This window comes from Microbacterium sp. SCPM-O-B-15248 (M128) (assembly GCF_058214835.1).
In genome coordinates, this window is the sequence record NZ_JBYQLI010000003.1 from 193,070 (window position 1) to 217,158 (window position 24,089).

Here is a 24,089-nt window from a genome sequence, read left to right on the forward strand (position 1 = left end):
CCATGGCTGAGAAGCTGCAGTTGCTGAACCACGTTCAGGCCATCAACTGGAACCGCATCCAGGACGACAAGGACCTCGAGGTCTGGAACCGTCTCGTCAACAACTTCTGGCTGCCCGAGAAGGTGCCGCTGTCCAACGACATCCAGTCGTGGAACACGCTGACGCCCGACGAGCAGACGCTGACGATGCGCGTCTTCACGGGTCTGACGCTGCTCGACACGATCCAGGGCACCGTCGGGGCGGTCTCGCTCATCCCCGACGCGATCACCCCGCACGAGGAGGCGGTGTACACCAACATCGCGTTCATGGAGTCGGTGCACGCCAAGAGCTACTCGTCGATCTTCTCGACGCTGTGCTCGACGAAGGAGATCGACGAGGCGTTCCGCTGGTCGACCGAGAACGAGTTCCTTCAGAAGAAGGCGCACATCGTCATGGACTACTACCGTGGCGACGACCCGCTCAAGCGCAAGGTCGCTTCCACGCTGCTGGAGTCGTTCCTGTTCTACTCGGGCTTCTACCTGCCGATGCACTGGTCGAGCCGCGCCAAGCTCACCAACACGGCAGACCTGATCCGCCTGATCATTCGCGACGAGGCCGTGCACGGCTACTACATCGGCTACAAGTTCCAGCGCGGACTGGAGCAGGTCGACCAGGCCCGCCGCGACGAGATCAAGGACTACACGTTCTCGCTGCTGTACGAACTGTACGACAACGAGGTGCAGTACACGCAGAGCCTGTACGACTCGGTAGGCCTGAGCGAGGACGTCAAGAAGTTCCTCCACTACAACGCCAACAAGGCTCTGATGAACCTCGGCTACGAGGCGATGTTCCCCGCGTCGGTGACGAACGTGAACCCGGCGATCCTGTCGGCCCTGTCGCCCAACGCCGACGAGAACCACGACTTCTTCTCGGGGTCGGGTTCGTCGTACGTCATCGGCAAGGCCGAGGCGACCGAGGACGACGACTGGGACTTCTGATCCGGTGGTGACGAGGGCCCCGCGCGAGAGATCGCGCGGGGCCCCTTCGTCTGTGATGCGGCCAGCGACCGCTGGTGCCCAATGGACGCCGCACCTCTGTGGTGGCCGGGTCGTGCGCAATCCTTCGTGCGCGACCCGAATACCTCTCCGCGCATGGTCGAGGCGACCGGCCTCCTGGGCCGGGATCGCCAGCGGGATGCGGGTCAGGATCAGGTCAGATCGTCGGTGTCGGAATCCGCGTTCGCCTTCACCGAGGCGATCCCGTTCAGAGCGGATGCCTTCGACTCGTAGGCCTCGCTCGACGCGATGACCTGACCGTTGCCCGCCTTGAGTCGGAACCGGAACTTGCCGGCCTTGTCGCTGTACAGCTCGTACTTTCCTGCCATGATTTCTCCCCCATTGGAGTGCCGTCGGACGAGGCCATCATGTCGTCGGGGAGCGGTGTGCGCAACGGGGCATTCAGTCCGGCCACTCCCGCGACTCGAGCCGGTCGATCAACAGCTCGACGGCCGACCCCTCCATGCCGCGCACCCACCGCTGCGTGGACGACGCGCGCGACGACACCGTGCGCCCGCGCTCCCCGCCGGAAAGCCGCACCTCGATCTGACCGCTGGCGACGCTGAGTCCTCGCAGTGCCCCCGCGGCGACCATCGCGGCCAGCGGATCGTGCAGCGCGCAGCGGCGGTCGGGGAAGACGCGGTTCTCGTAGAAGTCCAGATACGCGGGCAGCATCCCGGCCAGCGCCTGCGGCACGGCACCCGGGATCGCTTCGAGGCGCACGAGGTCGGTGGCATCCAGGGTCTGCGTCATCGTGACGTCGAGCGGAACGGCGGTGATGTCCCAGTCCTGCGCGAAGACGACCGCGGCGGACTCGGGGTCGTTGTGGATGTTCGCTTCGGCCCACGCGGTGACGTTGCCGGAGTGGGCGAACGCGCCGCCCATGACGACGAGCCGATCGAACGCGGTGACGCCGGGAGCCTCGGCGTAGGCGGCGAGATTGGTGAGCGGGCCGAGGGCGAGCACCGTGAGATCCGGATTTCGGGAGGCGAGGTGATCGATGAGCTCGACGGCCGGCCGGGCGTCGTGGGCCCGGGCGGCGGCGGTCAGGGCGATCCCGCCGACCCCGTCGTGGCCGTGCACGTGCGGAGCGCCGCCGGCGTAGGCGCGGCCGCGGAAGTCCTGCGCGCCCACGGAGACGGAGATGTCGTGGACACCGGCGAGCTCGAACAGCGACAGGGTGTTGGCGGCGGCGCGGGCGGCATCCGTGTTCCCGGAGACGGTCGTGACACCCACGATCTCGACGGTGGGCTCTGCGAGCAGGTACGCGAGGGCGAGCGCGTCGTCGATGCCGGTGTCGCAGTCGACGAGGATCGGGCGGCGGGTCATCGGGTCACCCCGTAGGTGTCGAGCGGCTCGAGCGCGGGCTGCGAGGCGTCGTCGGCGACGGCGGCGGCACCCACGGCGCACGCGCGGGCCAGCGCCGCGGTCTCGTCGTCTCCGCGGAGAAGGCCCACCACCAGCGCGGCGCAGAACGCGTCGCCGGCGCCCACGGTGTTGCGCACCGTCGTGGTCACCCCCGGCGCTTCGGCGACGAGCGTGCCGTGGCGGTACAGCCGCGCCCCCACGGCGCCGAGAGTGACGCACAGCAGCGGAGCATCGTGCACTTCGGGGAGCTGCGCGTACTCGGTCTCGTTCACGATGACGAGGTCGCAGCGATCGATCACGCCGTGGGGGAGCGGGCGGGCGGGCGCGGCGTTGAGCGCGAAGAAGCCCGCCGCGCGCGAGGCCGCGTCGACCACGGCATCCGACACCTCCAACTGCATCAGCACGGCGGCGCCCTGCGCGATGCCGAGGCTGTCGGCGTCGATGTCGGCGTTCGCGCCCGCGCAGACGACGATCGAGTTCTCACCGAAGGCATCGACGACGATCAGCGCCGTCCCGGTGGCCTCGGCCGAGGTCTGCACCCCCGACGCGTCGATGCCGAGACCGCGGAGCCGCTGCCGGATGCCGTGCCCGTCGGGGTCGTCTCCCACGGCACCGATCAGGCGGACGTCAGCGCCCAGTCGCGCCGCGGCAACGGCTTGATTCGCACCCTTGCCGCCCGGGCCCCGCTGCAGCTCGCCGTCGGCGACGGTCTCGCCGGGTCCCGGTGCCCGCCGCACGCGGGCGGTCAGGTCGACGTTGATGGCGCCGACGACCGTGAGTTTCGGTGCGGCGGTCATCGCTCGGTCTCCGTGGCGACGACGCGCGAGGAGGGGAGAAGTTCGGTGCTCACCGGACCAAGCCTGTCACCTTCAGTGCAGCAGCAGCTTCGCCACGATGAGAAGCGCCGCCACGATCGCGGCCCCCACCGCCGTCAGCACCACGGTGAGCGGGGAATAGCCGCGCAGGCGTGCGCCGGTGGTCGCGACGACGACGAGGTAGATCATCGCCACTCCGACACCCCACAGCAATGCCGTCGGCAGTGTCACCCCCAGGGCCGTGAGCGCCACGACGACGAGCAGCGGCGCGAAGGTCACCGACACCATCGGCGCGCTCACCCGCAGGTGGTGCGCGATGATCCGCGACGGGCGGTCGGTCGAGACATCACCGAGCGAGTACGCGAAGACGTGGGTGGCGAAGTACACGATGTTCGTCAGCGCGACCACGGCGATGACCACGCCCACATCGGAGTCGCCGAGACCGAAGAGGGTGGATGCCGAGACGAGAGCGCCGTAGCAGCCCGCGCTGATCCGCTCGGCGGCGTCGTGGCCGAGGCGCGGCGGGGACGCGGGCGCTGCGTCGGGGGAAGTCGTCATGTCGGAGTCACCCTCGCGAGGGTCGCCGACGCAACGCTGCCGACACGATCGCGACGACCGTGCCGACCGCGACACCGATCACGGTCTCGAGGACTCGGTCGCGCAACAGCATGTCGGGCGTGGCGGGGGAGGCGAGCGAGATCATCAGCAGCGCCAGCGGCGTGATGAAGACCATCGCGATGCCGTAGTTGCGTCCGACGAAGAGTTCGGCGCCGGCCTGCAGGGTGATCGCGACCACGAGCACCGCCCACGGCGGGAGCGACAGCGCGAGCAGGCCCGCGGCGATGAGGACTCCGAGGAGGGTGCCGACGAGGCGCTGAACTCCGCGGATCAGACGCGCGGTGACGTGCGCCCCGCCCACGGCCGCGACGGCCCCGACCATCGCCCAGTACCAGTGCGTGCCGATCAGCAGGGCCCCGGTGATACCGGCGAGGAGCGCCGCGGCCCCGACCGTCGCTGTCATCTCCCACGCGACGGCTCCGATCGGAGGGCGCGGGCGCGTCGGCAGCCGCCATGAGCCGCGTCGCGCGAGTACGAACACGACGGTCACGAGGAGGCTCCAGATCACGCTGCTCGCCCCCACCAGGAGCACGAGCCCGAAGGTCGCCGCCGTCGCGGGGAAGCTCGCGCACGCGCCGGCCGCGAAGACGGTGAACAGCGCGCCGGGCGGATGCCATTGCGACCGGTACGCGAACAGCGTCACTGCCGCGGCGAGAGCCGCCACGACCGCCACGCTCGCCAGCGGCGGTGCCGCGAGCGCGGACAGCGCGGTGCCCAGCAGCATCGCCAGGACCAGGATGCCGCCCGCCGTGGCTTGCATCCGGACCCGACGACGGGGGACGTCGAGGCGCCCGTACAGCGCCGCGAAAGCACCGAACGACGCGTAGACGCTGAGATCCAGGCGACCGATCAGCAGCAGGATCAGCAGCGGGACACCGACGCTCAGCGCCGCCCGCGCGGCGACACGATGATCGCCCTGATGGGGTCCGACGCGGATGACCCCGGTCCACACACGTCCCCGGGATTCCGCCACCTCTCCAGCCTACGTCGGGCGGAGCGGCGCGCTTGCAGCGGCGGTGGGGTGTGGCATCCGGGAATCTCGCCGGCGGCGACGTGCGACGTCCGCGTCCGAGCGGGTGGGGTGCGGGACGGCGGCGGCCCTCGTGTGATGGGGTGGAGGCATGGATACCGACCGCGAGAAGCCCCCGATCGAGCCCGGTCCCGAGCCCGACACGTCGACAGCGGCGCAGGGGGAGAAGTCCGACCCGACGCTCGACGGCGACGACGAACCCGTCGAGTGACGCGGGGCTGCTTCGACATCGAAGGGTGCGGAGGGTGACGTCCACCCGCGTTCCGTAGGCTGGAAGACCCCGACCCGTACGAGGAGAGACGTGTTCCGCACGCCGCTGACCCTGTTCCGCACGCTCGCGATCGCCGAGGCGGTGTCGTGGACGCTGCTCATCACCGGGCTCATCCTGCGGGCCGCCGCCGACCTGCCGATCGCGGTGACGATCGGGGGCGGCATCCACGGATTCCTGTTCCTCGCCTACGGCGCCACCGCGGTGCTCGTGGCCCTGAATCAGCGGTGGGGCTTCGGGCCCGCCGCGGTGGCGATCGTCAGCGCGATCATCCCGTACGCGACGGTGCCCACCGAGCTGTGGCTGCACCGCACCGGGCGGCTGCGCGGAGGCTGGCGCCTCGAGGCCGGGGACGACCCGCGCGACCGCCGGCCCCTGGACCGGTTGCTGCGGTTCTTCCTGCGGCGGCCGTGGGTGCTCGGCATCCTGATCGCGGCGGTCGTAGCGCTGATCTTCGTGGTGCTGCTGGTCGTCGGTCCGCCGGGCGGCAAGGGCTGACGCTCAGCGACGCGTCGACACCGTGACCGTGAACTTGCGGTCGCGGGCGACCTGACGCGTCGGTCCGACGATCCGCTCGAGCGCGGGACGGTACTGCAGGGCCGAGTTCCACACCGTCCACAGCTCACCGCCGGGCGCGAGGGCGCGCGCGGCGTCGGCGAAGAAGCGCGGCGCGATGCCCTCGTTGATCGCCGGGCCGGAATGGAACGGCGGATTCAGCGCGATGAAGCGTGCGCTGCCGTCGGGCTGGGAGCCGAGCATGTCGTCGCGGACGACCTCGATCCGTTCGGCGACACCGTTGGCCTCGGCGGTCGCCCGCGCGGAGGCCACGGCCGCGGCCGACTGATCGCACGCGATGACGCGGAGGGTGGGATGCCGCGTCGCCAAAGCCGCGGCCACGACCCCGCTCCCGCACGCGTAGTCGATCGCCTCGGGGCTCGTCGGCTCCGGCAGGTGGGCCAGGAGCAGACGCGTGCCGATGTCGATCGAGGCGCCGGCGAACACGCCGCCGAGCGCGCGGATCTCGAGCCCGTCGACCGTGGCCGCCTCTGGCTGCGGATCCGCGCCGCCGTGCGGGCCACGCGAGACGAGGACACGCGACTTCTGTCGGGCGTGAGTGACGTCGACGCGAGCGAACCGCGTCCGCAGCACGTCGTTCATCGTCGGCGTCATGTGCTTGATGCGGCCGCCGGCGAAGACCACGACGTCGGGGTGGGCGTGCGCGGCGATGAAGCTCGCGACGTCGTCGAGCGCGCGCAGCGACCGGGGCAGGCGCAGCAGGACGACCCGCGCGTCCCGCACCAGGTCGGCATCCAGGCCGTGCGACGAGAACGTGTCGTCGAGCCCGAGGCGGGACGCGTTGGACGCGAGGGCCCGTTCGCCGGTGAAGGCATCCTGGTGCACGCGGATGCCGCGCGCTCCGTCGGAGGCAGCGCCCAGGGTCAGCGCGCCGTACGCATCGTCGATGACGACGAGCCCGCCGTCGGGGACGTCGTCCCGCGCGGCGGCGGATTCATCGAGGAGGAGGCGGTCGGCGGCATCCACCGCGACGAGGTCGGGACCCTCGAGGTCCGGCCAGCGGCGGAGGTCGTCCAGGGAGAAGGTCACCCTTCCACGCTACCCGGGGGCGGGGCGGTCACTCGGACCGAGGTCGGAAGACGCAGCGCGTGCGCGCGACGATGCCGACACGGACGCGGGCTTACCGCGTGCCGAAGTGGAAGGGCAGAGCCAGCGACGCGGCGACGAGGATGATGCCGAGCGCGAAGAACAGCGCCGGTGCGGCCAGCGAGAACGACAGGCCGGTGAGCAGCATGCCGCCGACGAACAGGAGGAGCGAGACGATGAACATAGGGGATCCCTTCGGTCGCTCCAGGCTATCGTGCGGCGTCGGCGTCGAGGTTCCGCCCCGCCCGTTCACCGAGGGCCGCGTGCGTCCAGAGCGTGCTGCCGGCGACGGCGGCAGGCATGACGGCCACGGCACCGAGCGGGATGAGGAAGCACAGCTGCGTCGCCACCCCGAAGCCGAGTGCCCGGGCACGGTTCTCCCGCAGCACCGCTCGGCGGGCGCGGCGGTCGAGGCCGCGCGCCGCGAGGGAGCGGGACGTGAGTTCGTCGGCGAGCAGCCAGCCGGTGAGGAGCAACCCGGCCGTGAACCCGAGCACTCCGCCGACCACGGGGATGAGACCGAGCAGCCATGCGGCGAGCGCGGTGAGGGCGCCGCGGGCGATCAGCCGCACAGCGTCGGCGATCGAACGCCAGAACCCATAGTCGCTGTCCGGGACGCGGCCGAGCGCGGTCAGCTCGGTGGCACGCCAGATCCGGTCGTAGAACGGCTCGCCCACGGTCAGGGTCACGGCGGTGAACGACACGATCGCAAGGAACGCGGCCGCGCCGAACGAGGCCACCCCGATCGCGGTGCGCAGCACGGTCGCCCACAGCGGGTCCCAGTCGTCGGCGAACGGCGTCCAGTCGTCGACGACGTTGCCCAGCAGGACGGCCCAGGCCACGAGCGCGGCGCCGAACACGAGACCGACGAGGAATCCGGGGATGAGTCCGAGAGCCATGGCGCCGGGGGAGCGGCGCCACTGACCGAGTCCGCGGAGGAGCAGGCGGGCGCCCTGGAGGAACTCATGCATGTCAGAAGTCTCGCAGGGCGTCGCGGGGGCCGCGTCGGAGGTCGCTGACAGGATGTGGACATGCGCATCCGCACCACCTCCACGCAACGCACCTACCGGTACGTGCGGCTGACGATCCTCGGCGCCACGCTGTTGCTCGGCGTCGCGATCGGTGTGCAGGGGGTCGTCGGGGGTGGGCTGCCGTCGGTGAGCGCGTCGTACTACACCCCAGCCGGCCCGATGTTCGTCGCGTCGCTGTTCGTGGTCGCCGCGGCGTTCCTCGCCCTGTCCGGTCGCAGCGTCGAGCAGGGGCTGCTCGACATCGCCGCCGTGCTCGCCCTCGTCGTGGCCGTGGTGCCCACGACGGTGTCGTCGCCGGTGTGCGGCTCGGCGACGTCGTGCGTCCTCCCGGCGGTGCTGCCAACGGTCGCGAACAACGGCATCGCCGTGGCGTCCGTCGTCCTCCTCGGTGTCGTCGCGGCGATCGTCCTCGCCGTCGTGCAGGGCACGTTCTCGCGCGGAGTCGCGGCGACCGCGAGCGTCGTCGCCGCGCTCACGGTCGGGCTCGCCGTGTGGGCGGGCGTCGACCCGGCGTCGTTCCTCGCGCTCGCGCACAACGCCGCGGCCGTGGCGTTCTTCGTCGTCATCGGGGCGGTCGCCGTGGTCGCCGCCTGGCGCCCGCAACGGGCGCCGCGGCGGTTCCGCCGGGCGTATGCGGTGGTGGCCGGCGGCATCCTCCTCACCCTCGTCGGGCTCGGCGTGGTGCTGGTCGCGGCCGTCGCGGGTGCCGAGGTGTCCGCCCCGGTGCCGTGGGTGCTCATCGGCGAAGCGGCCGCTCTCGTGTTCTTCGCGGCGTTCTGGGCGGTGCAGACCGTGGAGCTGTGGAACGATCCCGATCCCCGACTGCGGCTCTGAGCGTGCGACCGGCGGCGGGGAACGCACCCGGGAATATCCTCGGAGCCTCGCCGTTGAACTTGATACGCGGTCGCTCAAGTATCAAACTTGAGCCGACTCCACTCACGTATCACAGGAGACGGAATTGCCCGAAGATGTCACCCCCGGCGCCGGGGACAACGGCGCTCAGTCGTTCGACGAGTTCCTCGCGCGCTACCTCGCGGGGGAACGCGCTCGTGCCGAACGTTCCATCGACCTGAGCCGGTTCCTCAGTTCGCGGACGCAGGAAGCCCTGCAGCAGGCCGGCCGCTACGCCCTCGGTCGCGGACAGCGCGAACTCGACGCGCTGCACGTGCTGCACGTCCTCGTCGGGCAGTCGCCCGCGCGTGAGGCCGTCACCCGGCTCGGCGCCGACCCGGCCGCGATCGCGCGCGCCGCCGAGAGCCGCCTCCCGGCCGCGGGTCCCGCCGCCGACGTCGACGGCGCGGTGGTCGCCGGTTCGGTGCAGCGCGCGCTGTTCCACGCCTTCCAGGTCGCCCGCGCCGCGGGCTCGACCTACGTCGACCCCGACCACCTGTTCTTCGCGCTGGTCCTCGCGCAGGACGCCCCCGCCGGGCAGATCCTCGCGCAGGCGGGTGTCACCGCCGAGGCGCTGACCCAGGGCGTGCGCGAGACCGTCGTGGGCGGCGACGAGGTCACGGGTTCTGCCCCGACGGCATCCGAGACCCCGAACCTCGACCGCTTCGGCACGGATCTCACGGCCCTCGCCCGCGAGGGACGCCTCGACCCCGTCATCGGCCGTGCCGACGAGATCGAGCAGACGATCGAGATCCTCAGCCGCCGTACGAAGAACAACCCCGTGCTCATCGGCGAGGCCGGCGTCGGCAAGACCGCCGTCGTCGAGGGACTCGCCCGCGCGATCGTCGAGGGCGGGGTGCCCGAGCAGCTGCGCGACACCCGGGTCGTCTCGATCGACCTCGCGGCGATGCTCTCCGGCGCCCGCTACCGCGGCGACTTCGAGGAACGCTTGACCCAGACGATGGACGAGATCGCCGCGCAGTCCGGAAAGCTCGTCGTGTTCATCGACGAGGTGCACACGATCGTCGGCGCCGGAGCCGGCGGCGAGGGGGCCATGGACGCCGGGAACATCTTGAAGCCGCGCCTGGCCCGCGGTGAGCTGCACCTCGTCGGCGCTACCACGCTCAAGGAGTACCGCACGATCGAGAAGGACCCCGCCCTGGAGCGGCGTCTGCAGCCCGTTCGTGTGGGTGAGCCTTCCCTCCCCGACGCGGTCGAGATCCTGCGCGGCCTGCGCTCGGCCTACGAGGAGCACCACGCCGTGACCTACACCGACGACGCCCTGCGCGCCGCGGTCGAGCTCGGCGACCGGTACCTGCCCGACCGCGTGCTGCCCGACAAGGCGATCGACCTCATCGACCAGGCGGGGGCGCGGCTGCGTCTCAAGCTCGGGGTGACGGTGGACACGTCCGCCCTCGTCGAGCGTCTCGCGAGCCTCGAGGCCGACAAGAACGCCGCCGTCTCGGCCGAGCACTACGAAGAGGCGTCGCGACTGCGCGACGAGATCGCCGCGGTGCAGACGCGCCTCGACGAGGCCACGAGCGCCCCGCGCGCGGCAGCCGTCGTCGATGAGCCCGAGATCGCCGCGGTCATCAGCCGGGCCACCGGCATCCCGGTCTCTCGCCTGACCGCGTCCGAGCGCGGACGCCTCGCGCACCTCGAGACCGAGCTCCACGCCCGCGTCATCGGACAGGATGCCGCGGTCACGGCGGTCGCGAAGGCCGTGCGCCGGAACCGCACGGGCATGGGCGACGAGCACCGGCCCGTCGGCTCGTTCCTGTTCCTCGGGCCCACCGGCGTCGGCAAGACCGAGCTGGCCAAGGCCCTCGCCGGCTCGCTGTTCGACGACGACTCCGCCGTGATCCGCTTCGACATGAGCGAGTTCGGGGAGCGGCACACCGTCTCGCGCCTCATCGGTGCCCCTCCGGGATACGTCGGGTACGACGAGGCCGGCCAGCTCACCGAGCGGGTGCGCCGGAACCCGTACTCCGTCGTGCTGTTCGACGAGATCGAGAAGGCCCACCCCGACGTCTTCACCCTGCTGCTGCAGGTGCTCGACGACGGACGCCTGACCGACGGCCAGGGGCGCACGGTCGACTTCCGCAACACCGTCATCGTGATGACCTCGAACCTCGGCAGCGAGGTGCTGGCATCCCGGTCGGGAGCGATCGGCTTCACCACGACCGGCCACGAGTTCGCCGACGACGACCTGCGCGACCGCGTGATGGGCAAGCTGCGCGAGGCCATGCGGCCGGAGTTCCTCAACCGGATCGACGACATCGTGATGTTCCGCAAGCTCGAGAAGGAGCAGTTGCGCGACATCGTCCGTCTGCTGCTGGACCGCACGTCGAAGCGGCTCGCGTCGCGCGACGTGGCGATCGAGGTGACGGATGCCGCGGTCGACCGCCTCGCCGAGGTCGGCCACGAGCCCGAGTACGGTGCGCGCCCGCTGCGCCGGGTGATCCAGCGCGAGATCGACGACCGGATCGCCGACTTGTTCGTCTCCGGCGACCTCGTCGACGGGGGAGCGGTGACGGTGGATGCCACGGCATCCGGGTTCGTCGTCCGGGCCACCGTCGAGGCGCTCGCCGCGTAAGGCCCTGGGCCCCCGGAACCTTCGGGTTCCGGGGGCCCGACCCTGTCTGCGCCCGGCGGGTTCGCTGGCACAACTCCTGCAGGTCACGGCGTTCTGGGTCCTGGCCGCGGGTCCGGACGCATGCTGCAGGAGTTGTGACGGATGCCGTGGCGCCCCTGCCGTGATGTCGGAGGTTCACGGCAGAGTAGGGGGATGAGTCGTATCGGCACGATCTTCAGCCCGTACCCGCATCCGCCCGAAGAGCTGCGCGAGGCCGCGCGCGTCGCCGAGGGCGAGGGCGTGCCCGAGCTCTGGCTGTGGGAGGACTGCTTCCGCTCCTCGGCGTGGGCTGCGGCTACGGCCGCGCTCGCCGTGACCGACCACCTGCGCGTCGGGGTGGGCATCGCGCCCTTCCCGCTGCGCAACGTCGCGGCCTCGGCGATGGAGGTCGCCACGATCGAGCGGATGTTCCCGGGGCGGCTGCTCCCGGGCTTCGGGCACGGTGTGCAGGACTGGATGCGGCAGATCGGCGCCAAGGCCGCCTCGCCGCTCACGCTCATGCAGGAGCAGCTGCCGGCCCTGCGCGGACTCCTCGCCGGAGGCACGGTCAGCGCCGAGGGCCGTTACGTGCGGTTGCGCGAGGTCACGCTCGACTGGCCGCCGGTCGTCGCCCCGCGCGTATACGCGGCGGCCGAAGGGCCGAAGACCCTCCACCTCGCCGGCGCGGTGGCGGACGGTGTCATCCTCGACAGCCGACACACGGTCGCCGAGATCGCCGAGGCGGTCTCCACGGTGCGGGCGGGATGGGCCGAGGCTGGGCGCGAGGGCAGCCCCGACGTCGTCGCGTACGTCCTGACGGCCTTCGGTCCGGGGGCGTCCGAGCGGGTCGCGGCGGTACTGAAGGACCTCCCGGATGCCGCCGACCGCGCCCTGGCGGGATCTGTCGGAGAGGTCGCCGAGGGCGTCGCGCGGTTCCAGGCGGCCGGAGTGGACGACGTCGTGCTGCTCCCCACCGACGACGTCGACCTGCACACGTTCCTCGCCGGCGTCGGTCAGGTCGCCGTCGCGCTCCCCGCCGCCGGAGGCGTCTCGTGAGCGACGGGGTGCTCTCGCTGGGGGTCGCGGGGTCCCTCGGCCCCGAGGCGATCGCCGCCATCGCCCCGGCGGTCGAAGAGGCCCGGTTCCACACGCTCTGGGTGAACGACACCCCCGACGGTGACGCGCTCGCAGCTCTCGCGGCGGCCGCCCGCGTGACGGATCGCCTGCGGCTTGCGACCGGCGTCATCCCGGTCGATCGCCGCCCCGCCGACGAGATCGCCGCGCATGCGGCATCCCTCGACCTGCCGTTCGACCGCCTGACGATCGGCATCGGCTCGGGAATCGCCCGCGAGGGGGCGCTCGCGCGCGTCCGCGACGCCGTCGCGGTGCTGCACGGCGCCGGGCTGCCGCGCGTGCTGGTCGGGGCCCTCGGGCCGAAGATGCGGCGGACCGGCGCCGAGCACGCCGAGGGGGTGCTGCTCAACTGGGTGCCGCCCACCGAGGCACACACGCAGGCCGAGGCCCTCCACGCGCTCGTCCCCGCGACGCACGTCGCCGTCTACGTCCGCACCGCGATCGCGGCAGCCGCGCGCGAGCGCCTCGACGCCGAGACCGCGCGCTACGCCGCGTTCCCGAACTACGCCGCGAACTTCGCGCGGATGGGGGTGGATGCCGCCGACACCACGATCCGCGACGTCACCGCACTGGACGGCGCGGTCGCGGCCTATCGGGCGGCGGCCGACGAGGTCGTGCTGCGCGCGATCGTCGCGGAGGACACGGTCGAGGCCTACCTCGAGTTCGTGCGGCGGACGGGGCCGGGGCGGGGCTGACGACGGCCCGAGCCCTCTGCGGCGGATGACAGACTGACCGGATGCCACGACGTCGAGGTCTCACCGTCCGTTTCGTCGCGCGCAGCGTGCTCGCCCTTCTCCTGATCGGGGCCGGTGTCAGCCATCTGACCTGGGGACGCCGCGGATACCGCATCGTCGTGCCGGACTGGGCCACGCGGGCGCTGCACACCGACAAGGACGCCATCGTCGTGGCATCCGGAGCCGCCGAAGTGCTGCTCGGGGTCGGCCTCGTCGCTCTGCCGCGCGAACGCCGCCGCGTCGGTGCGGTCGTGGCGGCGTTCTTCGTGGCGGTGTTCCCGGGGAACGTGCACCAGTGGCGCACGGGACGTTCGGCGCCGGGCCTGAGCACAGACCGGGCGCGCTTCGTGCGGCTGTTCCTGCAATTGCCGCTCGTCGTCTGGGCCTGGTGGGCGACGCGCGAGCGCTGATCCGCGGCGCCCACGACCGCCCGGGCTACGCGGCGTCGCCGAGCTCGAGGATGCCGCGGTCGAAAGCCGCCCGGGCGAGCACCTTGTAGCCGTGGTCGGGGAAGAACACCGTGAGCCGATCGGCCTCGACGGCCATGACGGTGCCCGTGCCCCACTCGTCGTGCTCGACGACGGAGTCCACGCGCACCGTCTCCACATCGGGGTCGATGGCCGTCACGGCAGCGGGCTCTGCCTCCGTCGGGGCCGCGTCGCACCGGTCGCACCTTCCGCAGCGCTCCTCCGCCGCGACCCCGAAGTACTCCAGCAGCGCGCGGCGACGGCAGCGCACCGTCTCGGCGTAGCCCCGCATGATCTCGATGCGCGACGCGCGGATGCGCTCCTCGGCCGCGTCGCGCTCGCGCACCGCGGCGACGGCGTCGCCGGCTGTGGCATCCGTGTCCGCCAAGATCCCCTCGGGGCCTGACACCGCCAGTCCACTCGCGACGAGCTGAGTGAGGACACGGCCGATCGCCCGGGTCGAGCGTCCGCTCTCCTCCGCGATCTCCTTGGCCCGCATCGGTGCGTCGGCGCGCCGCAGGACGTCCCAGACGCCGGCGATGTCCGGACGTGCGCTGTGCCCGCCGGCGAAGAACGAACGGAGCGAGAAGTCCTCGGTGCGATAGTGCAGCACGGCCCGAGCCGGCTCTCCATCGCGGGCGGCGCGTCCGATCTCCTGCGCGTACGAGTCCAGCGACTCGGTGACGTCGGCGTGCACGACGAGCCGGACGTCGGCCTTGTCGACGCCCATCCCGAACGCCGAGGTCGCCACGACGACGTCCAGCTCTCCGCCCCGCCACGCGGAGTGCACGTCGTCGCGCTTCTTCTGCGCCATGCCGCCGTGGTACGCCGCGGACCGGAGTCCCCGGTCGGCGAGCTCGGCGGCGTACGCGTCGGTCTCCTTACGGGTGGCCACGTACAGCAACGTCGGGCCGTCGGCATCCCCCACGTCGTCCAGGACGGCGCGGCGCTTGTCGGCGTCGTGTTCGTGGCGTCGCACGGCCAGACGGATCTCGGGGCGGTCCATTCCGCGCACCTCGAGGTGCGGGTCGCGCATGCCGAGGCTCGCGACGATGTCGTCGCGGACGGGACTCGAGGCTGTCGCCGTCAACGCCAGCACCGGGGGATGACCGAGAGCCTCGACGGCGTCGCCGATGCGCGCGTACTCGGGACGGAAGTCGAACCCCCACGCCGACACGCAGTGTGCCTCATCGATGACGACGAGCCGCACGTCGGACCGCTGCAACCGACCGAACACCTCGGGGTTCGCCAGTTGCTCCGGCGCGAGGAAGACGTATACCGGGTCGCCGCTCTCGATCGCGGCCCAGGCGGCGCGGCGGGCCCGCGCCCCGGTCCGCGAGTTGAGCGCGACGGCCGCGGGGGCGTCCGGAGCCGCGTCGATCGAGTCGATCTGGTCGCGCTGCAGCGCCAGCAGCGGAGAGACGACCACGGTGACTCCGCCCAACTCGCATCCGGCGATCTGGTACACCGCGGATTTACCCGCTCCGGTGGGGAAGACGACGAGCGTGTCGCGACCGCTCACGACGGCGTCGATCGCCTCCGCCTGGCCCGGGAGGAGCGCGTCCCACCCGAACACCTCACGGGCGGTGCGAGCGGACTGATCGGCGGTGGCGGGAGCGTTCACGGGACCTCGTTCGTCGGTTTCTGGAGATCCAGCACACTCCAGCGGGTCGGCCGCAGACCGGGGCTTGCGGAGCTGAGGCGCGTGTGTTCTCGACCGGGCGTTCCACGCGGCGGACGGAGTGGCATCCCCGGCGCGCGAGCGCAAGCCACCGGCGATGTCGGAGGGGGATGCCAGGATGCCGACATGCTCTTCGGCGATCTGCAGGCCGCGCTCGCGGCGGTGACGGCCACGCGCTCGCGCCTCGCCAAGGTCGAGGTCCTCGCCGAGGCCCTCGGCCGACTCGCCCCCGACGAGATCGTGCCGGCGGTGGGCCTGCTCACCGCCGCGCCCCGCCAGGGACGTCTCGGCGTCGGTTGGCGCACGCTGGCAGCGCGCGCCGGCGAGCACGCCGACTCGTCCCGGCTGACGATCGGCGACATCGACGCGGCGTTCGCGCGGCTGGTCGCGATCTCGGGCGGCGGGTCGGCCGCGGCGCGCACGGCTCTTCTCGACGACCTGGCCGCACAGGCGACGGCGGACGAGTGGGACCTGCTGGTCCGGATCATGACGGGTGAGCTGCGCACCGGTGCACTCGAGGGCGTGCTCCTCGACGCCGTCGCGCGCGCCGCCGACCGAGATCCGCTCCTCGTGCGTCGGGCCGCGATGCTGTCCGGCGACCTCGGCGAGACGGCCGCGGTGGCTCTGACGGGGACGCCGGAGGATCTGGCATCCATCGGTCTCGTGGTGGGCCGCGGCGTGCAGCCGATGCTGGCCTCGACCGCCGCGTCGGTGGCCGACGCGCTCGCGATCGCCGGTCGAGCGTCGGTGGAGTACAAGCTCGACGGTGCGCGCGTGCAGGTCCACCGTCACGCCGACGAGGTGCACGTGTACACGCGCACGCTGGCCGACGTGACCCACCGCGTGCCCGAGATCGTCGCGCTCGTCCGCGAGCTCCCGGTGACCGACGTGATCCTCGACGGCGAGACGCTCTCGCTCGACGACGACGGGGCGCCGCGCCCGTTCCAAGAGACGATGGCGCGGTTCGGCGCCGAGACGGCGCGCGAGATCGCGCTGCAGCCTTGGTTCTTCGACGTCCTGCACATCGACGGGCGCGATCTCGTCGACGAGCCCCTCGTGGTCCGCCGGGCGGAACTCGACCGCATCGCCCCCGACGCGCGGATCCCGGCGATCGTGACCGACGATCCCACCGAGGCCGACGCGTTCGCCCGTGCGGCTCTGCAGGCCGGTCACGAGGGTGTCATGGTGAAGGGCCTCGATGCCCCCTACACCGCGGGACGCCGTGGCAAGAGCTGGCTCAAGGTCAAGCCGGTGCACACGTTCGATCTCGTCGTGCTCGGCGTCGAACGCGGATCCGGGCGGCGCGCGGGCTGGCTGTCCAATCTGCACCTCGGGGCTCGGGATCCGGGCGGGGCGTTCGGGGATCCCGGTGGTTTCGTCATGGTCGGGAAGACCTTCAAGGGCCTCACCGACGAGCTCCTGCGGTGGCAGACGGCCCACTTCGCCGAGCGCGAGATCGGTGCCGCTCCCGGCGGGATCCGCGTCGCCCCCGACACGGTCGTCGAGATCGCGATCGACGGTGTCCAGCGGTCCTCGCGCTACCCGGGCGGTGTGGCGCTGCGGTTCGCGCGCGTCAAGGCCTACCGGCCCGACAAGCCGGCGGCCGAGGCTGACACGATCGACACGCTCCGCGCACTTCTGCCGGGCGCCGGTGCCCCCATCGGGCCGGAGACGGACGAGGCGGATGCCGCCGACGATGCGGGCGCCAGGCCCGGGGAAGGGTGAGGCGATGAGTCGTGCTCCGTGGCTGGATGGAGAACTCGAGTACCGCAGCTTCGGCACACCGGGCGCGCCCCGCGCGGTGCTCGTGCTGCGCACGGGCGACGTCTCGACGATCGATCCTGACGTCCGCATCACGTCGGGGTTCGACGTCCGGATCGTCGCGGTGGGTCTGGACGCCCCCGAGCTCGAGGACCCGCCGGCGTTCGGCGGACAGACGCCCGCGGGTCTGACCGTCGACGCCCTGCGGACACTGCTCGAGCGCGAAGCGCTCGGCACAACGGTGGGGGTGGTGGGCGAACGGTCCGCCGGGCCGATCGCCATTCACCTGGCAGCCGCGATGGGTGATGTCGTCGACCGACTGGCGATCGTCGGCGTCGAGAGCCCGTCCGACCCGCTCAGTCGCGACGTGCATGCGCCGCTGCTCGACGGGGTCGCCGCTGAGACCCTGATCGTCGTCGGGGGCTCCGGGCCGGCGGACGCGGGCGACGCCGAGTGGTACAGGAGCCGTCTGCCGTCCGCCCGCATCGAGGAGATCCACCCCGACGATCTCGACACGATCAACGGCCACGTGACGCTGTCGGAGGTGTGGGGGAGTGTGCTCGCGCACGTCGCCCCGGGCGCCCAGCGGCGCTGACGCCGGGCCTCAGCTTGCCCGCGCGACCGCGCGCACCTGCACGACGTTGGATTCCTCGTCGACCTCGACGTGGTCGGTCTGCGCCTTCAGGAAGTCCGAGAAACTGCGGAAGCCGAGCGCCTTCTCGCTGAACGACGGGTCGAGCCGCTTCATCAGGTCCTTGACCGCCGACGCGTGCAGCCATTCTCCGTCGGCGCGCTCGCCCTCCAGCTGCATGGCGCGTTCGAGCAAATTGACCGCCGGATCCTGAGACCGCTTGCGAGCGCGCGGCCGCGAGGGTGCGGCATCCTTCTTCGTCTCGGCGAGCTTGGGGATGCCGGGAAGACCGTCGTAGTTGTCGAATCGGTCGCACGCGGAGGCCAGCGACTTCGCCGTGGAGCCGGCCACACCGATGCCGACGACGTAGCGCCCGAGACGCTTGCACCGCTGCGCGAGGGGGACGTAGTCGCTGTCACCCGCCACGATCACCACGTGCGAGAGGTCCGGAAGACGGAACATGTCCTCGACGGCATCCACCGCGAGACGGATGTCTGCCCCGTTCTTGGCGTATGCCGCTGCGGGAAACAACTGCACGAGGTCGACGGCGCGGGCCACGAGCTGCGAGCGGTACTCGGCGTTCACCGGGGCCGACCAGTCGGCGTAGGCGCGCGTCAGAACCAGGGTGCCGAACGACGCCGCGTAGTCGATGATCGCTCCGACGTCGATCGTCGCCTTCGTCAGCCGCTCGGCGATCTCGGGTTCGATCGGGTTCTCGGCGATCTTCTGCCGGTCGCGGGAGTACGCGTTGCGCCCGTGCACGCGGTCGTACCAGGACATCACGATGTTGTCGAAGTCGAGGTAGACGGCGACACGGGCGCTCTGGGTATCCGGCATGGCTCCAGTCTCCCCCGTAGGAGCGTGAGACGGGTAGCCCGCTCAGCGCTCCCCGGGGTAGACCACACCGATCTGTCGGCGGATCTCATCCAGAACACCCATGATCGCGACGGTGTCGTCGATGGAGAGCACGTCGCTCGAGGTCGCCCCCGCCGCGACCAGGCGCTCGGCCGCCAGAGCCTGGAACTGCATTCCGCGTCCCTCGACGGCGCCGTCGAATTCCTCGATCACGCCGCCGTCGGGACCGACCACGCGGAACGTCGTCGGCGTGTACCAGACGCGGTCGATCTCGATCCGGGCCTCGGTGCCCACGATCTGCGCGATGTTCATGCCCGCACCGCGCGAGGACGACACGGTCGTCGAGACGGCGCCGCCGGGGTGGGCGAACACCGTCGCGACCTCGGCGTCGCTCCCGGCATCCGACAGGCGGGCGATCGCGGTGATGCGCTCGGGGAGGCCGAGCACGGAGACCACGAACGAGATGGGGTAGATGCCCAGGTCCAGCAGCGCTCCACCACCCAGGTCGAGGGAGTTCAAACGGTGCTGCGGGTCGGTCGAGATCTTCTGCGTGTGATCGGCGGACACCACACGGATTTCCCCCAGGGTGCCGGCGGCGAGGATCTCGCGGATGCGTTCCATGTGCGGCAGGTACCGCGTCCACATGGCCTCCATCGCCAAGAGACCCTTCTCGGCGGCGCGGTCGCGGATCGCCGCGGCCTCGGTGCCGTTGAGGGTGAACGGCTTCTCGACGAGGACGTGCTTGCCGTGGTCGAGCGCGAGAAGGGCGTTGTCGAGGTGGCCCGGGTGCGGTGTCGCGATGTAGATGATGTCGACGTCGGGATCGGAGACGAGCTCCTCGTACGAGCCGTGCGCGTGGGGGATGTCGTACTGCTCGGCGAACGCGCGCGCGTTCTCGATCGATCGGGAACCGACGGCGGCGACGTCGAGTCCCGCAGTGCGGAGGTCGGAGGTGAAGGCGTGCGCAATGCCGCCGGTGGCGAGGATGCCCCAGTGCAGTCCGGTCATGGCTCCACCGTATCGGCGCGAACGGGACATCAGGCCGCGTCGGGACGGCGCGCGAAGGAGCGAGGACGGATGCCGCCCGCGTAGGCTCGCGTCATGACGCCCGTCGAGCGCTTCCGCGAGCTGCTGGCCATCCCGACCGTGTCGCACGTCGACGTGACGCGGACCGACACGGCGCGCTTCGAGGAGTTCCGCGCCGCGCTGGAACGGCTCTACCCGCTCGTCCATGCGCACCTCGAGCGCGAGGTCGTCGCCGGGCATTCGCTGCTGTACCGCTGGCGGGGGCGGTCGACCGGCGAGCCCCTGCTGCTCCTGGCCCACCAGGACGTCGTCGACACGGCGGGGCAACCGTGGACCCGGGACCCTTTCGCCGCCGGGATCGAAGGCGAGGGGGCTGAGGCCACGCTGTACGCCCGCGGCGCGATCGACGACAAGGGCGCCCTCGTGGCGATCTTCGAGGCCGTCGAAGAGGCGCTGTCGGAGGGGCTCGTTCCGCGTACCGATGTGTGGCTGGCGTTCGGCCACGATGAGGAGACGCTGGGCACGGGCGCTCACGCGATGGCCGCGCTGCTCGCGGAGCGGGGTGTCCGCCCCGCGCTCGTGCTGGACGAGGGCGGGGCCGTCGTCGAGGACGCGGTGCCCGGTGTCGCGGCGCCGACGGCGATGATCGGGGTCGCGGAGCGCGGCACTGCGACCTTCGACCTCGTCGCGCGGGAAGCGGGCGGACACGCGTCCACGCCGCCCGCCCTCCCCGCCACCGCGCGCCTCGCGCGTGCCATCGATCGCTTGCGTCGTCGCCCCTTCCCGCGCCGGCTCGTCCCCCCGGTCCGGGCGATGCTCGCGACCGCCGCCGCGCACGCGCCCGCGCCGGTGCGCACGGCATTCCGCCGTACCGAGCTGACGGCGCCGGTGCTGACCGCAGCCTTCGCCCTGCTCGGGCCCGAGACCAACGCGCTCGTCCGCACGACCGCGGTGGTGACCCGGTTGGAGGGATCGGCGGGCGACAACGTCCTCGCCACCGTTGCACGCGCGACGGTGAACGTGCGACTGCTCACCGGCGACACGGTGTCGGATGCCGCCATCCACGTGCGCCGCGCCATCGCCGACCCGCACATCGACATCGAGCTGCGCCATGGGGGCGATCCCTCTCCGGTGTCCCCGTGGCAGGGCGCGGCCTGGCGGCGGCTCGCCACGGCGGTGGGGGAGACGCTCGGTGACGACGTCGTGCCGCTGCCGTACCTGCAGCTCGGGGCGAGCGACAGCCGGTTCTACACCGGGCTCACCGACAACGTGTACCGCTTCGCTCCGTTCCACCTCACGCGCGCCGAACGCGACGCCCTGCACGCTCCCGACGAGCGCATCCGCGTCGACGTGTGGCTCCGCGGCATCCGCTTCTACCGCGCCCTCCTGGCATCCTGACGCGCCCGGCGGGGCCGGCGCGCCCGGCGGGGCCGGCGGGGCCGGCGGGGCCGGCGCGCCCGCGCCGCTCCTCTTTCGACCGCGAGACTGCATCCGACTGACATCTCCATTGCAGGCTGCAGTGGGTTTGTCAGGCGGTTGCAGTCTCGCGGGTTGCGGCGCGGTGATGTGCCCCGACCCCGCGCGGGTCCCGCCGCCCGCTCCGCCCGCCCGGCATCCTGACCCGCCCGCCCGGCCCTCCCCGCCCGCCCGGCGTGCCGCGCCCGCGCGAGCCCGCCCCTCCTCGACCGCAAGACTGCATCCGACTGACATCTCCATTGCAGGCTGCAGTGGGTTTGTCAGGCGGGTGCAGTCTCGCGGGTTGCGGCGCACCCGCCGCCCGCCCCGGCCCCACCGCGCCCGCCGCAGCCCCGCCCGCCCCGGCCCCATCCCCACCGCCCCCTCCCGGCGCGGAGGGGGAGCAGCGCGTCGGTTATCCTCGTGTGACCGGTCACGAATCGATCGGCGACGCAAAGAGGCGAAATCGATGACCGACACCGACATCCCGGATGCCGCGGCCAAGGCCCCGAGCATCCGCGACGTGGCGCGTCTGGCTGGGGTGTCCTACCAGACCGTCTCACGGGTGATCAACAACAGCCCTCAGCTGCGCCCCGAGACCGCGGCGCGCGTGCGCTCGGCGATCGCGGAGCTGAAATTCGTCCCGAACCAGGCCGCGCGCGCCCTGGCTACCAGTCGGACGCGGCTCATCGGCGTCCTGGGGCCGCGCACGACCACGCACGGCGTCTCGGCGATGGTGCAGGCGGTGGAATCGGCGGCGCGCCGGGCGGGGTACCGGATGACGCTGACCAACCTCGGCACGAGCGCCCCGGACGACGTGCGGGCCTCGATCGACCACCTCGTCCAGCAGTCCATCGAAGGGCTCATCGCGGTGGCCCCGCAGACCCGCGTCGTGCCCATCCTCGACGAGATGCAGTTGCCGGTACCGGTGCGCATCGTCTCGTCGACGGGCCCGGCGACCCCGGCCGCGACGTTCAACGACCAGGTCGCCGGTGCGCGCGCGGCGGTGCGGCATCTCGTCGAGCTCGGGCATTCCCGCATCCTGCACATCGCCGGTCCCCGTGACTGGCTGGAGGCCGACCATCGCATGCGGGGGTACCTGGCCGAGATGGACGCGCAGGATCTGACGCCGCGCCCCCCGATCCTGGGTGATTGGACCGCGCAGTTCGGCTTCGAGGCCGGGCTCGAGCTGCTCCGCACCGAGGATGCCACGGCGGTGTTCGCCGGCAACGACCACATGGCGCTGGGGTTCATGCACGCCGTCCGCGCGATCGGCAGATCCGTCCCCGAGGACGTGTCGGTGGTCGGATTCGACGACGTCCCGGAGGCGGCGCACCTGTGGCCGCCGCTGACGACGGTGCGCCAGGACTTCACCGGCATCGGGCAGCGTGCCGTCTGGGATCTGCTCGGTGACCTGGGAGTCTCTCGCGACGGTGAGACCATGCCCGAGCCCGACCACCTGCGCCTCATCGTGCGGTCGTCGACCGCTCCGCCGAGTCGCTGATCACGTCACGGTTTGGCAACGCCTGGTCTGCGAACGCAGCGGGACTTGACAGCGGCGGCGATGCGCGGGGTAGCATCACACACACAATGTGAACGGTCACATGACTGCCACACCACGCCGACGGGACTCGCTGCGGAGCGACTCCGTCGAGACGAAGACGTTTCGAACGACGCGTAACCGCGCCGCCGACCGGCCTCGTTTCGCCCCATCGGACGCGTGTCGGCGTGCCGTCCGCGCTGCAGCGGTGGGCTCCGCGCGGAGAGACCGTGACATCAAACCCAACGAAGGGAACCAGAGTGAACAAGCACAGCATGCTCAAGGCGGTCGCGGGAGCGGGCGTCCTCGCGCTCGGCATCGGCCTCGCGGGCTGCGCGGGCGACCGCACCGGCAGCGGCAGCGGCGACTCGGCGGAGGCCGGTGGCATCATCGGTGTCGCGATGCCGACGCAGCAGTCGGAGCGGTGGATCGCCGACGGCAACAACGTCAAGTCGCAGCTCGAGGACCTCGGCTACCAGGTCGACCTGCAGTACGCCAACGACGACATCCCCACCCAGGTCTCGCAGATCGAGAACATGATCACCTCGGGCGCCAAGGCCCTGATCGTCGCCTCGATCGACGGCACCACGCTCACCGACGTGCTCCAGCAGGCCGCTGACGCGAAGATCCCGGTCATCGCGTACGACCGTCTCATCAACGGCACGCCGAACGTGGACTACTACACGACGTTCGACAACTACAAGGTCGGCGTCCAGCAGGCCACCTCGCTCCTGACCGGCCTCGGTGTCCTCGACGCCTCGGGCAAGGAGACCGGCGCAGCCGGCCCGTTCAACGTCGAGCTGTTCGCCGGAAGCCCCGACGACAACAACGCCACCTTCTTCTGGAAGGGCGCGATGGACACCCTCCAGCCCTACATGGACAAGGGTGTGCTGGCGGTTCCGTCCGGTCAGACCGAGTTCGGCCAGGCCGCGATCCTGCGCTGGCTGCCCGAGACCGCGCAGAAGCGCATGGAGAACATCCTCACGGTCATCGGCGGCACCAAGCTCGACGGCGTCCTCTCGCCCTACGACGGTCTCTCGATCGGCATCATCTCGGCCCTGACCTCGGGCGGCTACGCGGCCAACGCGCTGCCGGTCATCACGGGTCAGGACGCCGAGGTCGGCTCGATCAAGTCGATCATCGCGGGCGAGCAGTACTCGACGATCTTCAAGGACACGCGCGAGCTCGCCAAGCAGGCCGTGACCATGGTCGACGACATCCGCAAGGGCGAGACCCCCGAGGTCAACGACGACACCACGTACGACAACGGCGAGAAGGTCGTTCCGTCGTACCTGCTCGAGTCGACGATCGTCACGAAGGACAACTACGAGAAGGTTCTCGTCGACAGCGGCTACTACACCGCCGACGACCTGAAGTGACCTCCGCGGGAGGGCTGCGGCCCTCCCGGACCGCCTCCGCCGCGACCGATCCGCTCGGTCGCGGTGGAGGCACCCCTCTTCCCTCACCCCCACCG

General features: G+C 71.6%; 23 protein-coding genes. 12 read left to right on the top strand and 11 right to left on the bottom strand.

Annotated elements, in window-relative coordinates; genetic code table 11:
* The first annotated feature begins 2 nt into the window (after positions 1 to 2).
* On the top strand, positions 3 to 977 hold the full coding sequence (gene nrdF, locus AC3E6M_RS06255) for a class 1b ribonucleoside-diphosphate reductase subunit beta (protein WP_138178007.1): 975 nt from the start codon (positions 3 to 5) through the stop codon (positions 975 to 977).
* Between the two features lie 209 nt (positions 978 to 1,186).
* Here the strand turns inward: nrdF and AC3E6M_RS06260 are convergent, their stop codons facing one another.
* From AC3E6M_RS06260 to AC3E6M_RS06280, 5 genes are all read right to left on the bottom strand, one after another.
* Positions 1,187 to 1,363 carry a YegP family protein gene (locus AC3E6M_RS06260; RefSeq protein WP_138178009.1) on the bottom strand — a complete coding sequence of 59 codons (177 nt, stop codon included), beginning with the start codon at positions 1,361 to 1,363 and terminating at the stop codon, positions 1,187 to 1,189.
* Between the two features lie 73 nt (positions 1,364 to 1,436).
* On the bottom strand, positions 1,437 to 2,363 hold the full coding sequence (locus AC3E6M_RS06265; protein WP_490529384.1) for a nucleoside hydrolase: 927 nt from the start codon (positions 2,361 to 2,363) through the stop codon (positions 1,437 to 1,439).
* Positions 2,360 to 3,199 (bottom strand): ribokinase, encoded by an 840-nt coding sequence (locus tag AC3E6M_RS06270; RefSeq protein ID WP_490529385.1) that lies wholly within the window; start codon positions 3,197 to 3,199, stop codon positions 2,360 to 2,362. The genes AC3E6M_RS06265 and AC3E6M_RS06270 overlap by 4 nt, the downstream gene beginning before the upstream one ends.
* Positions 3,200 to 3,271: 72 nt before the next feature.
* Positions 3,272 to 3,775, bottom strand: a complete 504-nt coding sequence (locus AC3E6M_RS06275; RefSeq protein ID WP_138176800.1) for a hypothetical protein — start codon at positions 3,773 to 3,775, stop codon at positions 3,272 to 3,274.
* A 7-nt stretch (positions 3,776 to 3,782) separates the two neighbouring features.
* Positions 3,783 to 4,808, bottom strand: coding sequence for an FUSC family protein (locus AC3E6M_RS06280; protein ID WP_490529386.1), 1,026 nt, complete (start codon positions 4,806 to 4,808; stop codon positions 3,783 to 3,785).
* A gap of 358 nt (positions 4,809 to 5,166) precedes the next feature.
* Between AC3E6M_RS06280 and AC3E6M_RS06285 the strand changes: the two genes are divergently transcribed.
* Positions 5,167 to 5,631: a DUF3817 domain-containing protein gene (locus AC3E6M_RS06285; RefSeq protein ID WP_490529387.1), complete on the top strand. Its 465-nt coding sequence runs from the start codon at positions 5,167 to 5,169 to the stop codon at positions 5,629 to 5,631.
* A 3-nt stretch (positions 5,632 to 5,634) separates the two neighbouring features.
* Here the strand turns inward: AC3E6M_RS06285 and AC3E6M_RS06290 are convergent, their stop codons facing one another.
* The 3 genes from AC3E6M_RS06290 to AC3E6M_RS06300 all read right to left on the bottom strand — a co-directional run bounded on the left by AC3E6M_RS06290 (position 5,635) and on the right by AC3E6M_RS06300 (position 7,766).
* A complete protein-coding gene (locus AC3E6M_RS06290) occupies positions 5,635 to 6,738 on the bottom strand; it encodes a class I SAM-dependent methyltransferase (protein WP_490529388.1) in 1,104 nt (367 codons plus the stop codon).
* Positions 6,739 to 6,829: 91 nt separating this feature from the next.
* Positions 6,830 to 6,979, bottom strand: a complete 150-nt coding sequence (locus tag AC3E6M_RS06295) for a hypothetical protein (RefSeq protein ID WP_171024345.1) — start codon at positions 6,977 to 6,979, stop codon at positions 6,830 to 6,832.
* A 25-nt stretch (positions 6,980 to 7,004) separates the two neighbouring features.
* A complete protein-coding gene (locus AC3E6M_RS06300) occupies positions 7,005 to 7,766 on the bottom strand; it encodes an EI24 domain-containing protein (protein WP_490529389.1) in 762 nt (253 codons plus the stop codon).
* Positions 7,767 to 7,826: 60 nt separating this feature from the next.
* Between AC3E6M_RS06300 and AC3E6M_RS06305 the strand changes: the two genes are divergently transcribed.
* The 5 genes from AC3E6M_RS06305 (at position 7,827) to AC3E6M_RS06325 (ending at position 13,609) form a co-directional block, all read left to right on the top strand.
* A complete protein-coding gene (locus tag AC3E6M_RS06305) occupies positions 7,827 to 8,660 on the top strand; it encodes a hypothetical protein (RefSeq protein WP_138176786.1) in 834 nt (277 codons plus the stop codon).
* Between the two features lie 124 nt (positions 8,661 to 8,784).
* Positions 8,785 to 11,313 (top strand): ATP-dependent Clp protease ATP-binding subunit, encoded by a 2,529-nt coding sequence (locus tag AC3E6M_RS06310; RefSeq protein ID WP_490529390.1) that lies wholly within the window; start codon positions 8,785 to 8,787, stop codon positions 11,311 to 11,313.
* Between the two features lie 192 nt (positions 11,314 to 11,505).
* Positions 11,506 to 12,387: an LLM class flavin-dependent oxidoreductase gene (locus AC3E6M_RS06315; protein WP_490529391.1), complete on the top strand. Its 882-nt coding sequence runs from the start codon at positions 11,506 to 11,508 to the stop codon at positions 12,385 to 12,387.
* On the top strand, positions 12,384 to 13,160 hold the full coding sequence (locus AC3E6M_RS06320; protein WP_490529392.1) for an LLM class flavin-dependent oxidoreductase: 777 nt from the start codon (positions 12,384 to 12,386) through the stop codon (positions 13,158 to 13,160). The genes AC3E6M_RS06315 and AC3E6M_RS06320 overlap by 4 nt, the downstream gene beginning before the upstream one ends.
* A gap of 41 nt (positions 13,161 to 13,201) precedes the next feature.
* Positions 13,202 to 13,609 carry a DoxX family protein gene (locus AC3E6M_RS06325; RefSeq protein WP_138176774.1) on the top strand — a complete coding sequence of 136 codons (408 nt, stop codon included), beginning with the start codon at positions 13,202 to 13,204 and terminating at the stop codon, positions 13,607 to 13,609.
* Between the two features lie 25 nt (positions 13,610 to 13,634).
* Here the strand turns inward: AC3E6M_RS06325 and AC3E6M_RS06330 are convergent, their stop codons facing one another.
* Positions 13,635 to 15,290: a RecQ family ATP-dependent DNA helicase gene (locus AC3E6M_RS06330; RefSeq protein WP_490529393.1), complete on the bottom strand. Its 1,656-nt coding sequence runs from the start codon at positions 15,288 to 15,290 to the stop codon at positions 13,635 to 13,637.
* Between the two features lie 183 nt (positions 15,291 to 15,473).
* On the opposite strand from AC3E6M_RS06330, the gene AC3E6M_RS06335 reads away from it, so the two are divergent.
* Together AC3E6M_RS06335 and AC3E6M_RS06340 are read left to right on the top strand one after the other, a co-directional pair.
* Positions 15,474 to 17,072: an ATP-dependent DNA ligase gene (locus AC3E6M_RS06335; protein WP_138176768.1), complete on the top strand. Its 1,599-nt coding sequence runs from the start codon at positions 15,474 to 15,476 to the stop codon at positions 17,070 to 17,072.
* A 4-nt stretch (positions 17,073 to 17,076) separates the two neighbouring features.
* On the top strand, positions 17,077 to 17,703 hold the full coding sequence (locus AC3E6M_RS06340) for an MDR/zinc-dependent alcohol dehydrogenase-like family protein (protein WP_138176765.1): 627 nt from the start codon (positions 17,077 to 17,079) through the stop codon (positions 17,701 to 17,703).
* A gap of 9 nt (positions 17,704 to 17,712) precedes the next feature.
* On the opposite strand, the gene AC3E6M_RS06345 is transcribed toward AC3E6M_RS06340, so the two are convergent.
* Together AC3E6M_RS06345 and AC3E6M_RS06350 are read right to left on the bottom strand one after the other, a co-directional pair.
* Entirely contained in the window at positions 17,713 to 18,576 is an 864-nt protein-coding gene (locus AC3E6M_RS06345) for an NYN domain-containing protein (RefSeq protein WP_138176762.1), read from the bottom strand.
* A 42-nt stretch (positions 18,577 to 18,618) separates the two neighbouring features.
* Complete coding sequence (locus tag AC3E6M_RS06350) at positions 18,619 to 19,602, bottom strand: Gfo/Idh/MocA family protein (RefSeq protein ID WP_138176760.1); 984 nt, start codon at positions 19,600 to 19,602, stop codon at positions 18,619 to 18,621.
* A 93-nt stretch (positions 19,603 to 19,695) separates the two neighbouring features.
* Here AC3E6M_RS06350 and AC3E6M_RS06355 point away from each other — a divergent pair, with 93 nt between their 5' ends.
* The 3 genes from AC3E6M_RS06355 to chvE all read left to right on the top strand — a co-directional run bounded on the left by AC3E6M_RS06355 (position 19,696) and on the right by chvE (position 23,994).
* Entirely contained in the window at positions 19,696 to 21,018 is a 1,323-nt protein-coding gene (locus AC3E6M_RS06355) for a M20/M25/M40 family metallo-hydrolase (RefSeq protein WP_138176757.1), read from the top strand.
* A gap of 526 nt (positions 21,019 to 21,544) precedes the next feature.
* The gene (locus AC3E6M_RS06360; protein WP_138177251.1) at positions 21,545 to 22,579 is read left to right on the top strand and encodes a LacI family DNA-binding transcriptional regulator; all 1,035 of its coding nucleotides are present in this window, start codon (positions 21,545 to 21,547) and stop codon (positions 22,577 to 22,579) included.
* A gap of 311 nt (positions 22,580 to 22,890) precedes the next feature.
* A complete protein-coding gene (gene chvE, locus AC3E6M_RS06365; protein WP_138177277.1) occupies positions 22,891 to 23,994 on the top strand; it encodes a multiple monosaccharide ABC transporter substrate-binding protein in 1,104 nt (367 codons plus the stop codon).
* Positions 23,995 to 24,089: the final 95 nt, after the last annotated feature.